Below are 21,331 nucleotides of genomic sequence, written 5' to 3' on the forward strand. Positions count from 1 at the left end.
CCCTCTATTACATGCTGACGACATTTTCATCAGTTGATGCTTTTGTTTCTAGCTCACTTTCTTCTTTCAATTTCTGCTTATCCCACATTCTAAAGAATGGGTAGTATAGAGCAAATGACAGCGCAAGGTTAATCAGCTGCATGACAGCACCAGAGATTTTGCCTCCTGTGGCGAGATAGCCTGAAATGATTGGCGGCATGGTCCATGGGACAGCGATCCCGGCTGGTTTTGCCACAAGCCCTGTGCTCATTCCGATATATGTGGTGATGATCATCATGATTGGCGTAAGGATAAACGGAATGAGGAGCATTGGGTTCATGACAATCGGCATTCCAAAAATGATCGGTTCGTTGATGTTAAAGATGGCTGGCCCAATGGCAAGGCGGCCCAGCTGTTTCATTTGTTTACTTCTGGCGCGTAAGATCATGGTCAGCACCAAAGCAAGCGTTGCGCCGCTTCCGCCGACGTTGATGAAGATTTCAAAGAACTGCGCTGTGAAAATATTCGGCAGTACTTCTCCTGCTTGGAATGCAAGACGGTTCTCATCCATTGCACCAAGCCAAATTGGCCCCATGACGCCGCCGACAATGGTTGCTCCGTGAATACCACATGCCCAGAGGAGCATTTGCACACCCATCGCAACGATACTGCCGCCTAAGCTGCCACCAAGAATCGATAGCGGTGTGCCAATTAAGACCGTGATGATATTATGAATACTCTCAAAAGGTGTCATCTCAATCACAAGTCTAGCGACCCAGATCAGGGTGATGACCACAAAACCTGGAATAAGTGCAATAAACGATTTACTGACTGCTGGCGGTACACCATCAGGCATTTTGATAACAATGTTCCGCTGTACAATGAAGCGGTAAATTTCGGTTGAAAGCATGGCAATAATCATGGCAACGAATAAACCTTTACTGCCCATCAGTGTGACAGGAATTCCCCCGCCTACTAGGATAGCTTCCGTTGAGCCTTCAGGTGTGAAAGGTACTTGATATGGTGTAGCCAAAAGGAAAGCCGCAACAGCGATCGCACCACATGATAGCGCATCAACGGCATACTTTTCAGCAAGCCTGTAAGCAATCCCGAAGGTCGCAACAAGTGCCATAATGTCAAAGGTTGCATTCACAGGATAGGATAGTTTCGTGGCCCATTCTGCTCCAAAGATACTTGCCATAAAATCGCTGTATCCTGGGATCGGAAGGTTAGCTAAAATGAGAAACAGTGAACCGACAATAATGAGAGGCATGGTTAAAACAATTCCGTCACGCAATGCTTGTAAATGTCTTTGAGCGGCAATCTTCCCTGCAAACGGCATGACCTTCTCTTCTAGAAATCGGTTGAATCCATTCATCCCCTCCGCCCCCTTTATCCGTTCACTAACTGTTCAGCAGATTTTAAAACCTCAGCGCCATTACATACGCCATAATGCACAGTATTAATCACGTCTACTGGGATTCCTTTTTCTTCTCCGAGCTTTTTCATTTGCGGTAATAAATATCGAACCTGAGGTCCTAATAAAAGCACATCGGCTTGATCAATATGATTTTTCGCAGAATCTCCTGATACTGCCCAAATACGATATTCTTTTCCTTGTTCTTGTGCGCTTTTCTCCATTTTTGTGACAAGTAAGCTTGTAGACATACCTGCTGCGCAAACCAATAAGATGTTCATGTGTAAACGCCCCCTTTTCAAAGTGTGAAGCTATTCTTTACACTTTCATCATATTATGAAACCGCTTTCATAAACACCCATACTTTTTCCTTTAGGAAGCGGAAAAAGTTAATATCACACAGTTAGTTCTTGTACGAAGGAACCTTTTTATACATGATATCAAGCATGTCTTCAAATGTATCACAGGCGATCAGATGCTGAATGAATTTCACATTATGCACAAGCTCACCCAGCAGGCGGTACATGCCTTTTAAATCTTTGGCATTCTCTTTTTCGACACAAAGCAGGCAGACAAATTGAACCTTTTTCTCTCCCCAAATGATTGGTTTTTCTAATGTACATATCGCCCAAAACGTCTCATCTGTCAGCGGCGTCATCGGGTGCGGGATCGCTGTATAATGCCCGAAAGAGGTAGGGGCAGCTTCTTCTCTTTCCATGACAGATGGTGTGAGCTCAGCTGGCGCTAAGCCCATATCGATGACTTTTTGCGTTAAAAAGGTGATGACCTCTTCCTTTGTGTGAAAAGCTCGTTTTGTAAAAACCAATTCCTTTTTCATATATTGAGAGGCCAATGTCACCCTTGTTTCACTTGTCAGGGCTTCTTCAATTTTTAAAAAATCACCGCCTCCCAAAATGGTGTTCACTTGAATGACTGGAACCGGTAAATCCATATGAATTGGGATTGTTGTAATAATCAAATCCAAGGCATGCAAAGAGACATGCGGAAGCGAATATAGCTCTGCTGTTCCTAAAATGGTCAGCTTTGACCCAAATTGTGACCGCAAACGATCCTGCAGCAGCCTTGCACTCCCTGCACCAGACGCACAGACAATGAGACACCGCTTCGGCGGGATCTCCATTTTCCTACGCTCTAAAGCCGCACCAAAATGAAGCGCCATATATCCGATTTCGTTCTCATGAATACTCAGCCCCTCCTCTTCTTCAAGGACCCTGCTGGCGATAATCCCCGCTTCAAAAGCAAGGGGATACCCCGCTTTTATTTCATCAAGCATCGGATTTCTTAAGTTCATTCCATATTTACATCGGTTGATGGCAGGCTTTAAGTGCAGACTGAGTCCAATCATTAGTTCCGTATCACCTGCTAAATCAAGCTGCAGTTTTTGATCAATAGCCTTCAGCATGAGCTGTACAAGCCGGCTCGTGTCATCATCTACAATTTGTTTTTGACCGCTCGAGGAAAAGGACTGTACCATTTTGGCTGTTCCTAGCAAATGAATGGTGATATAGACGATTTCCTCTTGTGGAAATGAGACATCCAGCAGCCCTTCAAGGCGCTCCACCATTTTTTTAGCGACCTTATATTCCTTTGCCCGGGGAATTTCACTGATTTCCTCTGGAAGAACAGATACATAGTTTCCGTGTCTAATTCGTTTGCAGGCAATGGCGACATGAACGATTAAATTATTCATGCAAATGTCTGATAGATTCATACCTTCCTCATTGATATAATTGATCATTGTTTTCTGGATCAATTCGAGTTCATGCTTTGGCAAAATGGTAACAGCTGTGTTCAGCATCGTTTGATAAGAACGACGTTCATTGAATAAATATTCTGACATACAATAACGGATTTTCATCTCTGATCCCTTGATTCGGCAGCCTTTGCTCGGCTTCGCTTCCAGCTTCAGATCAAAGGGCTCCAGCTTACGTTTGACCGATTTCACATCGTTGCTCATCGTTGATTTACTAATAAACAGCTGCTCCTGTAAATCCTCCAGCTTCACATAGGATTCTGCCAAAAGAAGCCTTTTTAAAATAAACCGAACACGCTCCTCTGGCAGCACAGCAAGCGGCTCTTCCTGCTCGACCTCCTCCTTCATAAAACGGCGAAAGGCATTCTCATCGTTGATCAGCAGCTCATAACCAGCTCCTCTAACAGCCGTTACTGCCGCTCGATAAGGGGCAAGACGGTCGTTCAGTTCTTTTATGTCTGTACGAATGGTGCGGCTTGTCACTTGTAAACTGGCAGAAAGTGCAGCGCTTGTGAGCGGGGTCTCAGCTGCCATGAGCTGACTTAAGATGTGCGCCAGTCTTTTACTCAGCATCAGATCGGCCTCCTTATGTAGGGGTGGAGAATCTGCCTTGTTTGGACAGGTTGTATACGCTTGCAGTTCTCTTCATTACTCATATTCTACTGAAAAGAAATAAAAATTGCCAACTCATATATATGACAAATGCCCCTATTTATACAACTAACCACATCTAATGTCCTATGAATCTTTTTTGAAGATGCTTTCGAAAACCACGAAAAAAAGGCGTACACCATCGTGTACCCGCCTTTTTTATGAAGAGATCAGCTGGGTAAAGACAACCAATCTTTTTTCATGCGTACCTGCTGCATGATCAAATGTCCCTGTACACAGGCTCTGTATGTTTGCATAAAAAAAAGCCGGATTATCCGGCTGATACGTTACGACGTTTAGATGCTTTTCGCTCTTTATATATTTTTCTCACCAATGGATAAATCACAGGTGCCCATTTGACAATTTGTTTCAGCCATTTTTTCATTTCTCCCGCGCCTCCTTATTGTCATTCTTAAAGGACGATTCCCCATCTTGTCATGAAATAAACAGGTGCGGGAGAGCAGGAGTTAAATCACGCCTTGTGCGATCATGGCATCTGCCACCTTACGAAATCCTGCAATATTTGCTCCAACCATGATGTTTCCTGAGTGTCCATATTCGTCTGCTGTCTCTGTACACTGACGATAAATAGACTGCATCATTTGTTTCAGCTGAGCATCTACTTCTTCAAATGTCCAAGATATTCTTGCACTGTTTTGTGCCATTTCCAGTGCTGATACACCTACTCCTCCAGCATTGGCCGCTTTTGCTGGCGCAAACAAAATACGATTCTCTTCAAATACTTTGACTGCCTTAAGAGTGGATGGCATATTGGCTCCCTCTCCTACAGCGATGACACCATTTGCCACAAGCTGCTGTGCATGCGCCTCTGATATTTCATTTTGTGTTGCACATGGCAGCGCAATATCACAAGGAACGGACCAAATTTGTTCGCAATCTTCAATTAATTCAGCATGCGGGTGAATGTCTATGTATGCCCCAATCCGCTGATTCTCGACTTCCTTGAGCTGCTTGATGGTCTCAAGCGAAATTCCTTGAGGATCATAAATCGCTCCGCTTGAATCACTGCAAGCCACAACCTTACCGCCTAATTCGATTACCTTTTCCATTGCATAAATAGACACATTTCCTGAGCCCGACACAACAACAGAACGTCCTTCAAATTGGAGCCCATGTGCTTTCAGCATTTCCTCCATGAAGTACACCAGTCCGTAGCCTGTCGCCTCTTTTCTCGCTAAGCTGCCTCCGAATCCAGGGCTTTTCCCTGTGAGTACACCCGCTTCATAAGCACCGCGCATTTTCTTGTATTGTCCGAACATATAGCCAATTTCGCGTGCTCCTACACCAATATCACCTGCTGGCACATCTTGATCAGGTCCAATATATCGGCCGAGTTCACTAATAAAGCTTTGAACGAAACGCATGATTTCTCCATCAGACTTCCCTTTAGGATCAAAATCCGATCCGCCTTTCCCTCCGCCAATCGGCATACCAGTCAGTGCGTTTTTAAAGATTTGTTCAAACCCTAAAAACTTGATAATGCTTGCATTGACGGTTGGATGGAAACGAATGCCTCCTTTATAAGGACCGATGGCACTATTGAATTGAACCCTAAACCCTCGATTGACTTGTACTTTGCCCTCATCGTCTACCCATGGCACTCGAAATACCACAAGCCGCTCAGGCTCAATGAGCCGTTCTAAAATGCCTTGTTTTTCATACTCTGGATGCTTTGCAAAAACTGGGACGAGTGATTCCAGAATTTCTTTTACGGCTTGCTGGAATTCCTCTTCTCCGGGATTTCGTTTTTCCACCTCTTCTAACACACGGTGGATGTAGCTTTGTGCTGTTTGTGCTGCTCGATCTAAGGTCAACATGTCGCATCTGCCTCCTTGTAGATATCTTCACACATTTAATTGTTAGATTTTCTAACGCATATTGAGACTAATTTAACACCAATTGTAAAATCTGATCAATATTGATAACAGATGAAAATGATGCCGAATTGAGATAGATCAAGCAGCCGCAGCGATTGTCTTTAAAAATAAGCGCTCAAGGAATGACTAATGTGCTAGAAACGAACGAGCGGATGTTTCTCGTCCCGTTTTCTTTGACAAATACATGAATCATGATGAATTTCTAGCTGGTTTTCCATTGAAAAAAGGGTCAAAAGTTTGATCGGATGCACTCAATCTTTTCGGGGCTTCCCGCCTCTTTTTCGATCAGGTAACACGACACAAAGCCAATATAAAATAGAAGACGATGGAAAGTTAATGAGACCGACAATGCCCCAAAACCACTTGTAACGCCCTCTTTTCTTTGCATCCATAAATAAAAGAAAGCCCTGTGCAAACAATAACGGCAAGACGCACAATAAGATGATCATTTCCGACTGACTCATAAGGAAGACCCTCCTTTGATATGTTGATATTCCTTGTAGCCAACAACAAAGCAGATGGGGACGCTCACTATTTGGAGAAGTATGAAGATGATAGGCAAATGGGTAATGGCAGCTGCAAAGAGTGCTAGAATAGTCAAACTGATTAAAACGTATGCCAGCACTTCTTGTTTAAAACGCCTTTTCTCTTGTTCCTTCGCCTGTTTCAGCATCATCATGACAGCCTGCTCACTTGGCTTTTCCACTTCAATTTGTTCGTCTAGCTGCTTGAGCTCTTCTTTTAAACGTTCGGTCAAACGATCTTCCTTCATAAATCCCACTCCTTTCGAATTTTCTTTAATCCATGATGAACCCTCGATTTCACAGTGCCTTCTCTCATTCCGAGCATTGAAGCCATTTCTGGATAGGTAAAGCCATAATAATAGTGCAGAATAATCGGTGCTCTCTCCTGAGCCTTTAATTCATTTAAAGCATCCCACATGTCATGCCATGTGTTCCCCTTTTGCTGAACGTCCCATTTAAAGCGGCGTATGGCTTCCTGATTCGCTTTTCCTTCTCTCATTTGTTCACGTTTTCTTTTCTTCTGGTGATCTAAAAATTGCCTAGAGGCAATCGAAATGAGCCAGGTTGAAAATAAGGCATCTCCTCTAAATGAAGAAAGTTTCATATACGCTTTCAGCATCGTTTCTTGCATGATTTCCTCTGCCAGCTCTTGTTGAAGGGTGAGCTTCAACATATATCGGTAAACAAAGGAATAGTGATGCCGATAAAGGGCTGTAAACGCGGCATCATCTCCCTGTTTTGCCCGCTGAATCAATAATATCTCTTCTGTCTGCTCCAAACACGCCCCTCCTTTCTTTTCTTCTCTTATTCATGAGACGACACGGATGATAATATCGTTTAAAATAGACCTTATTTTTTAGCATATCTCCTATGATTTTCGTTTTATATCCAATTTTTTCTTATGTAATGATTATGGCATTCCTTCTTCTCTAACAAAATGATGCGTTCGTAATCATCTTGTTTTTCTACCAAACGGAGAGCCTTCTCTCCATAATCATGATGTCATCCTCATACCTATCGTCAATGGTCCTTATCTCATGAAGATGAAAATGAAATAATCATTGGCTTAGCTTCCTAGAAAATCATGGAATAAGCTGCGCCTATCCTTAGCCGATGATACCTTTTTGCATGCTATGCTCATCCTACATTCCGAATGAAGCGATGCTTGTGAAGGAAGGAGGAGTGGTTGAATCACAGCTTATTTTGGAAACGTTTTCATTAAAATAAAATAGAATGGAGATGTTGAATATGAAGAGAAAAATTCCAATGTTAGCCGGTGTATTAGCTGTTGGTCTCGTCACTTCATTATTTGCACCAAACGGGGAGGCAAAGGCAGCAGCCAAATATCCAGAAAGCCCTTCTATTATGGCCAACTTTAATCAACAAGGCTTCTCCACATTAAATGGCGGCACAACAGGCGGTGAAGGCGGTAAAACCGTCACAGTCAAAACTGGAAATGAACTATTGGCTGCCCTCAAAAATAAAGGAACAAACGAAAAATTAAAAATTGTTGTAGACGGGACCATTACCCCTTCTAATACATCAGCCAATAAAATCGATGTGAAAGATACAAATAATGTCTCGATCGTCGGTAAAGGGACGAACGGCGAATTGAATGGAATTGGCATTAAAGTATGGCGTGCCAATAACATCATCATCCGCAACTTGAAAATCCACCACAGCAAAATCGGTGACAAGGATGCCATCGGGATTGAAGGCGGTTCTAAAAACATATGGGTCGATCATAATGAACTGTACAACACATTGAATTCTGGGAAGGATGACTACGATGGTTTATTTGATGTAAAAAATGACTCTGACTACATTACCTTCTCGTGGAACTATGTACATGACAGCTGGAAAACAATGCTCATGGGCAGCTCCGATAACGATAACTACAATCGAAAAATTACGTTCCACAACAACCGCTTTGAAAACCTAAACTCTCGTGTACCGTCTATGCGCTTTGGGGAAGGACATGTCTATAACAACTATTATAAAGACATCCTCACAACAGCGATTAACTCACGTATGGGCGCGAAAATGAGAATTGAACACAACGTATTTGAAAACACCAAAAATGCCATTGGAAGCTGGGACAGCCGTCAAGTTGGTACATGGCATGTCATCAACAACTCATATATTAACAGCACAGGCAGTCTGCCAACGTCTTCAACAGGTACGTATAACCCTCCTTATAACTACTCTTTGCTTAACGTGAACAATGTGAAATCAGAAGTGATATCAAATGCAGGTGTTGGGAAAGTAAACCCTTAAACCACAAAACGTTCGGGCAGAGATTTCCTGTCCGAACGTTTTTGTCATTTCATTCATTTAAATAGTAGAAAATGGACGATCCATTTCATACAATTTTTGATAGCGCGGGTTTTCTTTCAGTAAATCCTGATGCTGCCCCTGCATCTCAATGCGCCCGTCTTCAATAAACATGATGCGGTCACATGCCTCACAGCCAGTCAGGTGATGGGTGATCCAAATAACTGTTTTCCCTTTTAACACACGGAAGATGGTTTCAAGCAATTCACGCTCTGTCCGTGGATCAAGCCCGACGGTGGGTTCATCTAATACAACAACCGGCGTGTCCTGACGCAAAATTCGAGCTAACGCCATACGCTGTCTTTCTCCACCTGAAAATCGAACCCCTGTCTCCTGAACACCTGTGTGATAACCTTCTGGCAAAGACTCGATGTCATCATGCAGCTGCACTTGTCTAGCTGCTTCTTTTACCTGCTCTTCTGTTGCCTCTGGAGACCCTAAACGAATATTGTTTAAAACAGACGTATCGAATAAATATGGCTGTTGATTGAGCACAGACACATAGGCAGACACCTTCTCTTGAATGCTTTGAACCGGTTTTCCTTGAATGCTGACAGCTCCTTGATTTGGAACGACTGCCCCTTCTAACAATTTTAAAATGGTCGATTTGCCTGCACCGCTTTTGCCTAAAAGCGCGAGTGATTCCCCTTGCTTTAGAGAAAAGGACAGGTCTTGAAGGACATATTGATGCGTGTCATATCGAAAGGACACTTGATCAAAACAGACAGCTTCATCGTGAGAAATGGCTGACTGTTCCACTGCCTCGCTTTTTTCTCCTTCATATGACTGCTTTTCATAATGATGTAATCTGCTGACAGCATGCTGGTAGACGGGAATATCACCTGCCGCATCTGCCAGCGGAAGAAAGGCTTCTGTTAACGGAAACAGCACAAGTACAAAGGCTGCAATTAGTGTGTGTGACATGGATCCTGACTGAACGACCGAGCCGCTCCAATACACAACAAGCACGACAGCTCCTCCAATCAAGAGCTGTGCCAAAAATTGACGCATACGGATAAATCGGTGTTTCGCTGCTTCAAGCGCTAACAGCTGTGCTTCTTTCTGTTCATATCCATCCACAAAATCTTTCTGCCTGCCGCTGAACAGCCAGTCACTAACGCCCATGACTGCATCTGTTAAATGGCTGTACAGTTCATTTCTGCCTTTTTTCATTTGAATTTGTCTTGCCCGGTTCACAAGCACTGTGACGTATGGGAAAACGAATACGAGAAGTGCCATATAAAGCAGCATCAGTCCAGCAAAAGGCCATGAGAAAAGGCCAAGTGCTCCAATGGATGCAGCATATAAAAGCAGTGCACCGATGGATGGAAATATGGTTTTTAAATAGGCGTCCTGCAGCCTCTCTACATCATCTGACAAGAGACCAAGCATTTCACCTGTCCCAAGCTTTGTCTGTTTGGCACTTCGTTCAGCCATGTCATAGAGGCGTACACGCATTTTTTCAATCATTGTCAAAATGAGCTGATGGCTTGCCAGCCTTTCTGCGTAGCGGGCAGCAGAGCGCGAAATACCAAAGGTACGTACAGCCACAATTGGGACGTAGACCATGAGTATATTCTCAGGTCTTGTCGCAGCTTTTGAAATGAGAAATCCCGACGTGTACATCAGCATAGAAGCAGAGAATACCGCAATGGCTCCTAAAAATAAAACCAAGGCAAACAGCTTTTGATTCTCCTTGATATAAGGTATAAACCAGCCTTTACTGACCATGTGTGACCGCCCCCATTTGCTCCTGTACCAATTGATAATACACGCCTTTTCTTTGCATTAATGATTCATGTGTCCCCATTTCTGCGACGGTTCCTTGATCCATGACAATGATTTCATCCATGTCCGGCATCCAGTGGAGTCTGTGTGTCGCTAAGAACACAAGTTTATGTTCAAACAGTGGAAGCATTGTTTTCTTCAGTTCATACTCTGTTTCAATATCGAGATGCGCCGTTGGTTCATCTAACAGCATAATGGACCGCTGGCCCAGCACAGTTCGAGCAAGCGCAATTCTTTGCGCCTGTCCGCCGCTTAGCTCTCTTCCCTGTTCTCCAATGACCTCATCCAGGCCATTTGGCAGCTGCGTAACCAGCTGAGATAAGCCAGCCTCATGCACAGCTCTTTCCACTTCTTCGTCTGTTGCATTCGGTTCATAAAAACGAATGTTCTCTCTTAATGTCATGTGAAATAAATAGGGATGCTGCGGCATATAGACAACTTCCTTTTGCCATTCGTTCATCTGTAAATGAACAAGCGGCTGGCCGTTTAGCGTAATTTGACCTGAAGACGGTTCAACAAAACCGCCGAGGACATCGGTTAATGTCGATTTCCCTGAACCACTGGCACCAATGATGCCGATTTTTTTCTTCCCTTTGACAGTGAGATCCACATCCTGAATGGAATAAGGGGCATGTTCATCATGCTGGACACAAACATCTTGCAGCGTGAGCACGGATTGTTCATCCCACTTATTCAGATGCACAGATTGTGTCTCCTGCGCGCGGAAGCCTTTTTCTTCTAAAATGACCTGCATCGCTTCATTCGCTTCTTTTCCATTTAACGTCGCATGATAATCATTTCCCACTTCACGTACCGGCAGAAAATACTCCGGTGCCAGCATAAGCGCCGTCAAAGCTGGCAATAACAGAAGCTCTCCTTCAATTAAACGTAAGCCAAGAAAAACAGCGACGGTTGCAATCGATAGCATGGAAAAGAAATCGAGGGCAAACGATGACAGAAAGGCGACCTTCAGCGTACTCATGGTCGCTTTTCGATATCGCTTTGACACCTCCGCAATATTACGGGAGTGTTTTTTGCTGATACCTAAGTAACGAAGCGTCTCAAGGCCCCGGAGAGAGTCAGTAAAATGATTGGATAATTTCTCATACGATCTCCATTGTTTGGCCGCTTTACGCTGAGCAACAAGGCCTAGCAAAATCATAAAAATAATTAAAATTGGCAGCGTCACAATTAAAATGACGGCTGATGTTTCATCTAATGTCCACACATAGATAAGGACCATCGCCGGAATCACTGCCATGTTCACCATTTTCGGCAAAAACAGCTGTAAATACTGACGGTATTGAGCAATTCCTTCCATTGCTAATGTGACAAGCTTTCCTGTCCCTTTTTTCTTTGCAAAGGCAGGCCCTAATCGAAAGAGTTGGTCTAGCAGCTGCTTTCTGACGTCTGCTCCAATTCGGGAAGAGTAGGTAAACATGACCTTCTCCCGAATCAAGGTGAGACCGTGCCGCACAAGAAAGGCAGCAAGAAACAGCATGACGTAAGGCGCTGCCTGCGAGAGGCTTTTCCCGTCAAACAGCGTTGTAATGGCATGTGCCAGCCACTGTGCTTGGAAAATAATACTTGCTCCTTGGATGAGTGACACAATACCTAAGAGGGCAAGTAGCCCTCTCATTCCTTTTAGTTGAAGCAAACGTTTATCCATTAGTAGGTCATTGGCTCCTTACCGCTCACACGTTTACGGAAGACGTAATAGCTCCAAATTTGATACCCAAGCACAAAGGGCAGCAAAGAAACGGCAACAATCGTCATGACCGTCAGTGAATAAGATCCAGATGCAGCGTTTTGAATTGTGAGATCAAACGAATGGCTGATTGAACTAATCATGACGCGCGGGAACAATGCTGTGAAAAGCATGGCCACCGTCACCATGATGCCTGTGCCTGTGAATAAGAATGTCCAGCCATCACGTTCTTTTCTCATCAAAACAAGGGCAGCTATATAACAAACCACAATCAGCACAGTTAACGGAATGGTGATGATCGGGCGTACGGTATAAATGTCTGTTTCAATGATGGACACACCGACAAATATAACAAGAACAGGGAGTGCAATGAGCAGGACACGCTGGCCCATTTTTCTTGCACGATCTCTTAAGTCACCCTCTGTACGAAGTGTGACGAAAATCAAGCCATGCAGCAGGCAAAGAACCGTCACAGCTAACCCGCCGATCACTGAGTAAAGATTCACAAAGTCCGTAAATCCAGCGTACATGTTCATGTCTTGATCAATTGGCATCCCGCGTAAAATACTCGTGAATAACACACCGAGCAAAAACGGCGGAAGCAGACTGCCAAAGAAGATCACCCAGTCCCACGCCTTAATCCAAGAGGCTTTCTCAACCTTCCCTCGGAATTCAAAGGCGACTCCGCGCCCAATGAGCGCTAAGAGAAGAACCGCAAACGGAATATAGTATCCGCTGAACATCGTGGCATACCAGTGAGGAAATGCAGCGAAAATAGCACCGCCAGCTGTAATCAGCCAGACCTCATTCGCATCCCAGAAAGGACCAATCGTATTGATTAAAATGCGGCGCTCGTGCGCGTCCTTTCCAAGCAGCTGCATGGACATCCCGACACCAAAATCAAATCCTTCTAAGAAGAAAAATCCAACAAACAATACTGCGACAAGAATAAACCAAATCTCGTTAAGATATGCCATGATATGCGCCTCCATCAAATGGATCTGTAGACAGGTCCGTTTCATCCTTTTGATCTGTATCCTCTTCAGAATGTGCACCTTTTTTAATTTCTCGAATGAATAAGTAGGCAAGCAAAATGGCAAGAATCAGATACATCGCCGTAAAGCTAATGACTGAGAATAACAGCATGCCATACGATACGTTCGGTGAAATCGATTGAGCCGTCGTCATCATACCAAAGACGGTCCACGGCTGACGCCCAATTTCAGTCATGATCCAGCCGGCTGAATTCGCAATAAATGGGAACGCAATCATCCCTACCATGAAGCGTAAAAACCATTTGTTTGTTTCGAGTTTCTTTCTAAAGCTCAAGTACAAACCAATCATACTAGCAAAAATCATCAGCATGCCGGCACCGACCATGATTCTAAAGCTCCAGAATGTTGTTTTCACTGGCGGAATATAGTCTCCGGGACCAAACTTGGCTTCATATTCTTTTTGAAGTGTCAACATGCCTGGAACATCTCCACTGAACTTCGAATATGCCAAATAACTTAAGGCAAACGGAATATTGATCTCCGCAGAGTTTTCTTTTTTATCTGTGTCAATGTTGGCAAATAGTGTCCAAGCCGCTGGATCTCCACTATCCTTCCAAAGGGCTTCACTTGCTGCCATCTTCATTGGCTGTGATTTCATTAAGTGCTTCGCTTGATCATGTCCAGAAAATGCTACACCTAAGCCAGAAATTAAAGCGAGAACCATCGCAATCTGGAATGATTTTTTGAAAAAGGCGATTTCTTGTTTTTTGATCATTTTATAGGCACTAACTCCTGCAATAAAGAAAGCACCTGTTGCCAGCGCACCAAACAGAACGTGCGGGAACTCAACCCAAAGCTGCGGGTTCGTCACAAGAGCCCCAAAATCATTCATTTCTGCACGGCCATTTTTAATGGCAAATCCAACTGGCTCCTGCATAAATGAGTTGGCGAGTAAAATCCAAAACGCCGAAAAGATCGTACCAAGGGAAACAAGCCAAATGCACAATAAATGAATCTTCTTCGGCAGACGATCCCAGCCGAATATCCAAAGTCCAATAAATGTAGATTCAAGGAAAAAGGCCAAAAGTGCTTCAATGGCAAGCGGTGCACCAAAGACATCACCGACAAACCTTGAATAATCTGACCAGTTCATCCCAAACTGGAATTCCTGCAGAATCCCTGTTACCACACCTACTGCAAAGTTAAGTAAGAACAGGTGACCCCAAAACTTCGCCATCTTTTTATAGATGTCTTTTTTCTTGACGACATAAAGGGTCTGCATCAATGCGACGATAAACACCAAACCTATTGACATAGGAACAAAAATAAAATGAAATAATGTCGTTGAAGCAAATTGAAATCTTGCTAAAAACAGCTCACTCACAGCCTTACATCCTCCCTTACTTTCACATGCCGAACGATTCATGCTCACCATTTCACAAAATATTCACTATTTGTTCAATGTTTCACAAATAAAAGTCCATTTGAAATGGTTCACTCGGTGAAATTTTACTCTTGATTTTCATTCGGTTAGTTATTTATACCTGTACTTTACACCCATACGCTTCAAAAATAAAGTAAATTTTACCTAAAATTTGGATGGTATTGTGTCAGTTGTTTGAATACTTTGTCAAGAATATGTGACGGGAAATAAACAACTGCAAAAAAATAGCGCTGCATGTGAGCCGCAGCGCTTTGTTTCTATTTTAAGCTTTTTTCTGTAAAGCAGGTCTTGTCACTTGGACTTCATAGTACGTAATTTTGTTTTTTAATAGGCCTTCAGGTTTCGCTTTTCCATGAGCGTGTGCATCTCCAAATGCCTGAGATTTTGTCCAGTTCACAAAGTCTTCTTTTCGATTCCAGCGGGTATGAATGGTCACTTCATCGTAATCGGTTGTCTGCTGTGTGACCCAGACTTCCATGCCTAAAAATCCTTCCATGAATTCTACTTGTCCCTGCTTGTTAAAACGCTTGACGAGGTGGTCTGCACTGCCTTTTTCTACTCTAACCTGGTTGTTTACAATGATCATGTTTGATTCATCTCCCTTTTGTTGTTGGATCGAAGCGATTGGGATAATGAGCGGATGCTCTCCATCTAGGTGAACCTCTGCCTGAATCCCAAAGACCTCTTTGAAAAAGTTTTCTGTTAATACTTCCTTTGGTGTCCCTATTTGGTAAACCTGACCACGCTTCATTGCAATCAGGCGATCACAATATTTTGCTGCCTGCTGCAGGTCATGAAGAACCATTAAAATAGTGATCCCATGCGTTTCATTCAGCTGTTTGAGCAGCTCTAGTAAATCAAGCTGATGTGCAATATCTAAGTAAGTGGTAGGCTCATCCAAAATAATCGTCTCTGTCTTCTGAGCCAGTGCCATGGCAATATACGCTTTCTGCCTTTCTCCGCCTGACAATGTATGCAGCATCCTGTTTTCATTCACGCGGCTATTTGTCACATCAAGCGCCCACTCTATCGCTTCCTGATCTGTCTTCGAGCTCTTTTTCCAGATCGAACGATGCGGACTGCGTCCAAGTGCAACCAGCTCACGTACTGTCATCGATGGGATGGCCGTTCTCGTCTGCATCAGAACGGCGATTTCTTGTGCAATCTCCTGTGCTGTCATTTCTTTTTGCGGGATATCGTGAATATAAATCATGCCGCTTTCAATCGACGTAAGGCGTGCGGCCGCTTTAATAAACGTCGACTTCCCTGACCCATTCGGTCCAATAATTCCTGTTACACTTCCTTTAGGCACAGCTGCTGAAATAGACGACAATCGAAAGCCTCCTTGACTGAGGCTCACGTCATCCATCGCAATCACATCCAACTTAACCCCTCCCTTTCTTTTTTAATAAATAGAGGAAGAAAGGTGCACCAATACAGGCAAGCAGAATACCAACAGGCAGTTCAACCGGTGTAAACCATACCCGTGCTGCTGTATCAGCAAAAACCACAAGTACGCCGCCGCCAAGCATTGAGATCGGCAGCAGGTACCGGTAGTCATCTCCAATTAAAAGGCGGATAAAATGAGGGACGACAAGACCGACAAATCCAATTAAACCGCTCACGCTTACAGCTGCACCCGCCAAAAGCGCCGCCAGTGCAATTAAGAAAAATCGGGTTCGCTCGACTCTAAGGCCGAGCAGCTGTGCTGAATCATCACCAAGCAAAAGAAGATTTGCCGGCTTGATCGCAAAAAAACAAAGACACAATCCAGCAATCGCATAAGGTGACACAAAGCTCAGGTGATGCCAGCTCCGTCCATTTAATCCTCCTGATAAAAAAGGCAGAACGGCCTGCACACGCTCACTATAAAGCACCATAAATCCATTCATGACCGCACCAAGCAGGGCATTGACTGCCACTCCCGCCAGAATCAATTTCAGTGGTGAAACCCCTTGATCGAACGATAAAATATACACAACAAGTGCCGCTAATAAAGCCCCTAGGAAGGCAGCCGCTGGAAGCAGATAAGTGAATTGCGGAAACACAATCATGCTGAGTACAGCAGCTAACCCGCCGCCGGCAGTCACACCGATGATCCCGGGGTCAGCGAGTGGATTTCGGACGACTCCTTGTAAAATGGCCCCTGATGCTGCGAGACAGGCCCCGACGATAAAACCTATGAGAACGCGCGGCAGGCGTAAATCCATGACGATTTTTTCATGGACTGGCTGGCCTGATCCCGTCAAAGCAGCGATCAAATCTGGCAGCGATAATTGAACAGAACCTAATGCAAGCCCTAGACATATGCCCACACCTAGCGAGAAAAGCAGTCCCGGTATCAGCCATCTTCGTCTCGACTGTCTTTTTTGAAAATCTAACTCTGCATTCACCTTCATGATGACAATCGCTTCAATCTCTTCTCTAGTTCATCAATCGCCTTTATAACGTCTGCGCCTGGGTTCGTCCCGAATAAATCACTAGGCAGAATCTCCACGCGGCCATTCTTGACAGCTGATACATCGTGCCATGCTGCATTCTGTTTCATTTCACTCATAAAGCCCGCTTTCACATCCTCAGGATTGCTGTGTGTCATGAGCAGAATGAGATCAGGATCGGCTTCGATCACCTTTTCTGCATTAATTTGAGCGTATTGAGGAAATTTTTCGAGTGTCGGTTCATTCTCAGCAATGTTTGCACCCCCAGCGATGTGCAGCAAATCTCCGCTTAAAGATTGAGGAAGTGCCGCCATATATGTGCCAGGTGCACCGTACACAACGAGTGTTTTCACTTTTTTCTTAGGCTGCTTGACCTGCTTTTTTCGCTCATCAATTTGCTCATTGAGTGCTTTAGCCTTTTGCTGCTTTCCGAGCAACTCCCCAAATAACGAGATTTGACGCTGGATGTCCTTCACTGAATTGGCACTTGTCAAAAGAAGCTGTGAATCAATTCCTTCTATTGTAGAGATGTCCTTGCTGTTTAATTGTTCATTTCCAAGCACAACATCAGGCTTTAAGCTTGTGATCAGCTCTACATCAAATTGATGCGTTGTGCCAATCGTTTGTACGGACTTTGCCTTTTGTAAGCTGGCTGGTAGCTCAGCAGTTGGCCGGCCGACCGCCTTACCGCCTAAAGCATACAGAATACTCATGTCCCCGGTCGACAAGGCGACGATACGCTGAGGGGATTCATCAAACGACAGCGTTCTTCCGGTAAAATCCTTTATTTTCAGCGCTCCTTGCCCGCTTCCTTTCTCTACAGGTGCTGCCTGACTGCATCCGCCGAGGAGAAGCATCAAGACGAGTCCCGCTAAGATCACATCTGAAAATTTCAACCGTCTGTCTCTCCTTTTCTAGTAAACTTTCTTTAGCTTTGCCTGTACCACGAGACGCCCGCTTTTAGGTGCAAGCACATGATCACAGGTCGATAAGGTGAGGATGAGGTCATCTGTGGACACGTCTGTCTTCGTTTGATAGATTGATTTCTTCCGCACAGCTTGCAAGTAGTGCGCATATTCGCCAAGATCTTGAAAATCGGTTTGAATATAGTCAAAGTCAACCGTCGTTTCATACACAGCAAAAATCTCCGCTTCATAGCTTTGATACAGCGTATCGTACTGAAATGTCCGGTGCTCTTGGAAGAAATCTTTTTTTAGATAGTTTGTGAGTCCAGCGAACATGGATCCATCCCTCATCCGATGGCCGTACACCACTGTATTTGGGCTTTCATGCAGGACATCATTACGATAATCCATAAAGATACTGCCTGCCCGGGTGTCGTTTTTTAAATAATTGCGAGTTAAGTAGAACGCATTATCGTGAGATTGAACAATCGGATACTGAATCATCGTGTCTTTCATATTGATCCAGCCGACAATGTCCTCATTCACCTTCCGCAGCTCATCAAATGACGAACGGATCTTTCCCTGCTCCCGTTTTTCAGTCATATCTTCTTCATATCCATACATCGTCTGAGCCTTTGCAAGCACCTGGCGATTTTGATAATAACCGAAAAGTTCGAAGCCGATGGCTGTCCCGCTATAAATAAATACGCCTAAACAAACGATCGTCAGCATTCGCTGCCAAAGCCGTTTTCCTCGTTTCACACTGTCTCACCTGCTTTTTGCCCAGCTTATATACCAACAGGCACGATGTACATCCCTGTTTCTGCATCCTGTCTAATCGTGACGGACACATCATAAATGTGCCGCACGTTTTCCTCTGTTAACACATCGTTTGGCTGTCCTTCACTGATAACCTGTCCATCCTTCATTGCTATGATGATATCGCTGTAGCGGACAGCCTGATTCATGTCGTGCAGCACCATGACAATCGTTAATCCATGCACGGCATTCAGTTCACGGATCAGCTCAAGAATGTCAAATTGATAGTAAATATCCAAATAAGTTGTCGGTTCATCTAAGAAAAGGATCGGTGTTTTTTGCGCAAGTGCCATCGCAATCCATACACGCTGCCGCTCTCCACCTGACAGTGAGGCGAGCGGCACCTTTCGTTTGTCCGTTAGCTTTGTACTGGACAGCGCCCACTCTATCGCTCTCTCATCCTCTTCCTTGTCTCCTCCGCGCATCGTCTGGTACGGCGTTCTGCCGAATGCCACGACCCGTTCGATCGTTAAATCAAGCGGCGCTTCATTTTGCTGATGGACGACAGCGAGCTTTTTTGCCAGCTCCTTTGGCTTGAACGTATTCAGCGTTTGCCCGTCTAAGTGAATTTGCCCTTTATTTGGACAATGATTATTCGCCATTAAGGAAAGCAGCGTGGATTTTCCCGAGCCATTTGGACCGATAATGGTTGTGATTTTCCCCTTTTCAATCTTTGTTGTGACTGATTGAACGATGTCCTTCTGCTGGTCATATGAGAATGACACTTCACGAATGTCCATGGAGACGGTCCCCCCTTCTTAATAAAAAGATCAGAAACGGCCCGCCAATCACGGCCATGATCGTAGAAGCAGGAATCTCATTTGGCGCCACAAGCGTCCTGCCAAGCGTATCAGCCGTCAAAATAAGCAAAGCCCCGCTTAACGCAGAAAATGGAATCAGTACCCGGTGATCCGAGCCGACAAGCCTTCTTGAAATGTGCGGAATGAGCAAGCCGACAAAGGCGATCACGCCTGCTACTGCAGCTGTCACCGCCGCAAGTAAAACGGCTGTGATGGAAATCAAAAGGCGCATTCTGGTCACACGCAATCCTAAATTTTTCGCTGTCTTGTCCTGAAGAGCCAGGAGGTTGCACCACCTGCTGAAGAAGAGTGCAACGACAAGGCCGGCGACACCATAGACACCGATTAAACGGACATCTCCCCACGTTTTCATCGTGAGGTTCGACTGTCCCGACTGATTAATCGTGATATTGAAATAGCTGCAAATGGTCACAAATGCTTCAGCCATTCCAGTAAACATGGCATTGATGGCGATCCCAACCAAGATCATGCGGATTGGGCTTAAACCACCCTTCCAAGACAGAACATACACGAGGAAACATGCAATAGCTCCGCCTAATACCGAAAATAAAGGAGAGTAGAAATAAAATTGAGGAAGCGCTGTAATCGCCATTAATGAAAAGAAGCTGGCTCCTGATGAAATGCCAATGACGCCGGCATCAGCTAACGGATTCCTCATGACCGACTGCAGCAGTACACCAGAGACAGATAAGGCGGCCCCTGTAAACATCGCGATAAGCATGCGGGGAATTCTCAAATCTTTAATGATTTCTACCTGTGCATGTTGACCGGTGATGAGCCCTTCTAATAATTCAATTGGGGTGACATGAATGCTCCCAGTAATGGCTGAATAAATAAACACACAGACCAGTAAGAGACTGACTATCAGAAATAAAATCCCTGTTTTTTTCATCTTGAACGTCCTTTTATCATTAAGATTCGCCGCTTATGACGGATACAACATACGAGTCAATTCATCTAATGCTTCTGCTGCCTTTAAATTGCCTGTTGTCCCGAATAAGCTTTCTTCGAGGTCATACACCCGGTCTTGTTTGACCGCATTGAAATGTTTCCAGATGTCATTTGTTTTGAATTCTTCATCAAACATTTGAACGACTTCGTCTGGCATCCCATGTGCGGCCCGGAGAATGATATCTGGATTGGCTTTTTGTAAATATTCCGTATTGGATGCCAAATACTCCATTTTCTCGCCTTCCACAATGTTCTTTCCTCCTGCGATACGCACAAGATCACCAATATATGAATTCTCTGTCGCCACCAAATAACTGCCTGGCACACCAAGCAAAATCAGAACGGACGGCTTGCGTTTTCCTTTCGTCCTCTCTTGAATGTCTTTCTTTTTTCGCTCAAACTCAGACACAATGCGTTCAGCCTGCTTCTTTCTGTCATACTGATCTCCAAGCTTCGTGATGGCCTTCTCCATGTTGGACATGCTCTCAAGATTTAAGTATGTAGCAGGGACACCTGCTTGCTGAAAGGGTGTCTCTAAATCATATTGAAGGGTTGTGACAGACAGGACATCTGTCGGTTGAAGTGATTGGATGATTTCCATGTCCGGGCTCATTGGGTTGCCGACTTCCGGCAGTCCTTTGTAACGAGCTGGCAAGGATTTTTGACTTGTTGGCACCCCGACAAGATCAACCTCTAAAGCATCCATGATCTCCGCAGCAGCTACAGTCGTTGCTACAATGCGCTCACTTGATTCAGCGCTTTTTTTGCCTTTTGCTGAGCTTTCTGCTGACTGTGAGCAGCCCGATAAGATCACGCACACACTGAGAGCAGCGATCAAGGTACATAACATTCGATGCTTCAAAAACGGAAGCCTCCTTTCGAAAA

At 44.5% G+C, this 21,331-nt stretch carries 20 protein-coding genes; 1 reads left to right on the top strand and 19 read right to left on the bottom strand.

The features are described from left to right. Window positions 1-7: 7 nt before the first annotated feature. The 8 genes from celB to sigY form a co-directional block, all read right to left on the bottom strand. The gene (gene celB / locus MHI23_RS17920) at window positions 8-1,357 is read right to left on the bottom strand and encodes a PTS cellobiose transporter subunit IIC (protein ID WP_342492135.1); all 1,350 of its coding nucleotides are present in this window, start codon (window positions 1,355-1,357) and stop codon (window positions 8-10) included. A gap of 14 nt (window positions 1,358-1,371) precedes the next feature. Continuing rightward, window positions 1,372-1,677, bottom strand: a complete 306-nt coding sequence (locus MHI23_RS17925) for a PTS sugar transporter subunit IIB (RefSeq protein WP_024423869.1) — start codon at window positions 1,675-1,677, stop codon at window positions 1,372-1,374. Window positions 1,678-1,799: 122 nt separating this feature from the next. Further along, the gene (locus MHI23_RS17930) at window positions 1,800-3,743 is read right to left on the bottom strand and encodes a BglG family transcription antiterminator (protein ID WP_041108350.1); all 1,944 of its coding nucleotides are present in this window, start codon (window positions 3,741-3,743) and stop codon (window positions 1,800-1,802) included. Between the two features lie 349 nt (window positions 3,744-4,092). Continuing rightward, window positions 4,093-4,206, bottom strand: coding sequence for a hypothetical protein (locus tag MHI23_RS17935; RefSeq protein ID WP_223251037.1), 114 nt, complete (start codon window positions 4,204-4,206; stop codon window positions 4,093-4,095). A gap of 82 nt (window positions 4,207-4,288) precedes the next feature. Further along, a complete protein-coding gene (gdhA, locus tag MHI23_RS17940) occupies window positions 4,289-5,659 on the bottom strand; it encodes an NADP-specific glutamate dehydrogenase (protein ID WP_125586870.1) in 1,371 nt (456 codons plus the stop codon). A gap of 311 nt (window positions 5,660-5,970) precedes the next feature. Then, the gene (locus MHI23_RS17945) at window positions 5,971-6,183 is read right to left on the bottom strand and encodes a hypothetical protein (RefSeq protein WP_041108354.1); all 213 of its coding nucleotides are present in this window, start codon (window positions 6,181-6,183) and stop codon (window positions 5,971-5,973) included. Then, window positions 6,180-6,491: a YxlC family protein gene (locus MHI23_RS17950; RefSeq protein ID WP_041108357.1), complete on the bottom strand. Its 312-nt coding sequence runs from the start codon at window positions 6,489-6,491 to the stop codon at window positions 6,180-6,182. Before MHI23_RS17950 ends, MHI23_RS17945 begins: the two co-directional genes overlap by 4 nt. Further along, window positions 6,488-7,021, bottom strand: a complete 534-nt coding sequence (sigY, locus tag MHI23_RS17955) for an RNA polymerase sigma factor SigY (RefSeq protein ID WP_056765404.1) — start codon at window positions 7,019-7,021, stop codon at window positions 6,488-6,490. The genes MHI23_RS17950 and sigY overlap by 4 nt, the downstream gene beginning before the upstream one ends. A 470-nt stretch (window positions 7,022-7,491) precedes the next feature. On the opposite strand from sigY, the gene MHI23_RS17960 reads away from it, so the two are divergent. Further along, window positions 7,492-8,520: a pectate lyase gene (locus tag MHI23_RS17960; RefSeq protein ID WP_342492136.1), complete on the top strand. Its 1,029-nt coding sequence runs from the start codon at window positions 7,492-7,494 to the stop codon at window positions 8,518-8,520. 57 nt (window positions 8,521-8,577) lie between these two features. Here MHI23_RS17960 and cydC read toward each other — a convergent pair whose 3' ends face one another. The 11 genes from cydC to isdE form a co-directional block, all read right to left on the bottom strand. Further along, a complete protein-coding gene (cydC, locus tag MHI23_RS17965; protein WP_342492137.1) occupies window positions 8,578-10,308 on the bottom strand; it encodes a thiol reductant ABC exporter subunit CydC in 1,731 nt (576 codons plus the stop codon). Continuing rightward, on the bottom strand, window positions 10,298-12,034 hold the full coding sequence (cydD, locus tag MHI23_RS17970) for a thiol reductant ABC exporter subunit CydD (RefSeq protein WP_073207900.1): 1,737 nt from the start codon (window positions 12,032-12,034) through the stop codon (window positions 10,298-10,300). The genes cydC and cydD overlap by 11 nt, the downstream gene beginning before the upstream one ends. Beyond that, window positions 12,034-13,050, bottom strand: a complete 1,017-nt coding sequence (gene cydB / locus MHI23_RS17975) for a cytochrome d ubiquinol oxidase subunit II (RefSeq protein ID WP_342492138.1) — start codon at window positions 13,048-13,050, stop codon at window positions 12,034-12,036. Before cydB ends, cydD begins: the two co-directional genes overlap by 1 nt. Beyond that, a complete protein-coding gene (locus MHI23_RS17980) occupies window positions 13,037-14,452 on the bottom strand; it encodes a cytochrome ubiquinol oxidase subunit I (RefSeq protein ID WP_024423881.1) in 1,416 nt (471 codons plus the stop codon). Before MHI23_RS17980 ends, cydB begins: the two co-directional genes overlap by 14 nt. A gap of 322 nt (window positions 14,453-14,774) precedes the next feature. Beyond that, entirely contained in the window at window positions 14,775-15,896 is a 1,122-nt protein-coding gene (isdG, locus tag MHI23_RS17985) for a heme oxygenase (RefSeq protein ID WP_024427505.1), read from the bottom strand. 1 nt (window position 15,897) lies between these two features. Then, window positions 15,898-16,911, bottom strand: a complete 1,014-nt coding sequence (locus tag MHI23_RS17990; protein WP_125586876.1) for an iron ABC transporter permease — start codon at window positions 16,909-16,911, stop codon at window positions 15,898-15,900. After that, a complete protein-coding gene (locus tag MHI23_RS17995) occupies window positions 16,908-17,846 on the bottom strand; it encodes an ABC transporter substrate-binding protein (protein ID WP_125586878.1) in 939 nt (312 codons plus the stop codon). The genes MHI23_RS17990 and MHI23_RS17995 overlap by 4 nt, the downstream gene beginning before the upstream one ends. A gap of 18 nt (window positions 17,847-17,864) precedes the next feature. Continuing rightward, window positions 17,865-18,617, bottom strand: a complete 753-nt coding sequence (gene srtB / locus MHI23_RS18000; RefSeq protein ID WP_034281345.1) for a class B sortase — start codon at window positions 18,615-18,617, stop codon at window positions 17,865-17,867. Window positions 18,618-18,643: 26 nt separating this feature from the next. After that, window positions 18,644-19,414, bottom strand: a complete 771-nt coding sequence (locus MHI23_RS18005; protein WP_024423886.1) for an ABC transporter ATP-binding protein — start codon at window positions 19,412-19,414, stop codon at window positions 18,644-18,646. Next, on the bottom strand, window positions 19,401-20,387 hold the full coding sequence (locus tag MHI23_RS18010; RefSeq protein WP_024427509.1) for an iron ABC transporter permease: 987 nt from the start codon (window positions 20,385-20,387) through the stop codon (window positions 19,401-19,403). The genes MHI23_RS18005 and MHI23_RS18010 overlap by 14 nt, the downstream gene beginning before the upstream one ends. 33 nt (window positions 20,388-20,420) lie before the next feature. Further along, window positions 20,421-21,308, bottom strand: coding sequence for a heme ABC transporter substrate-binding protein IsdE (gene isdE / locus MHI23_RS18015; protein WP_125586880.1), 888 nt, complete (start codon window positions 21,306-21,308; stop codon window positions 20,421-20,423). Between the last annotated feature and the right edge of the window lie 23 nt (window positions 21,309-21,331).

Origin of the sequence: Bacillus sp. FSL M7-0003, from assembly GCF_038628485.1 — a bacterium.
Lineage (GTDB): Bacteria > Bacillota > Bacilli > Bacillales > Bacillaceae > Bacillus > Bacillus safensis.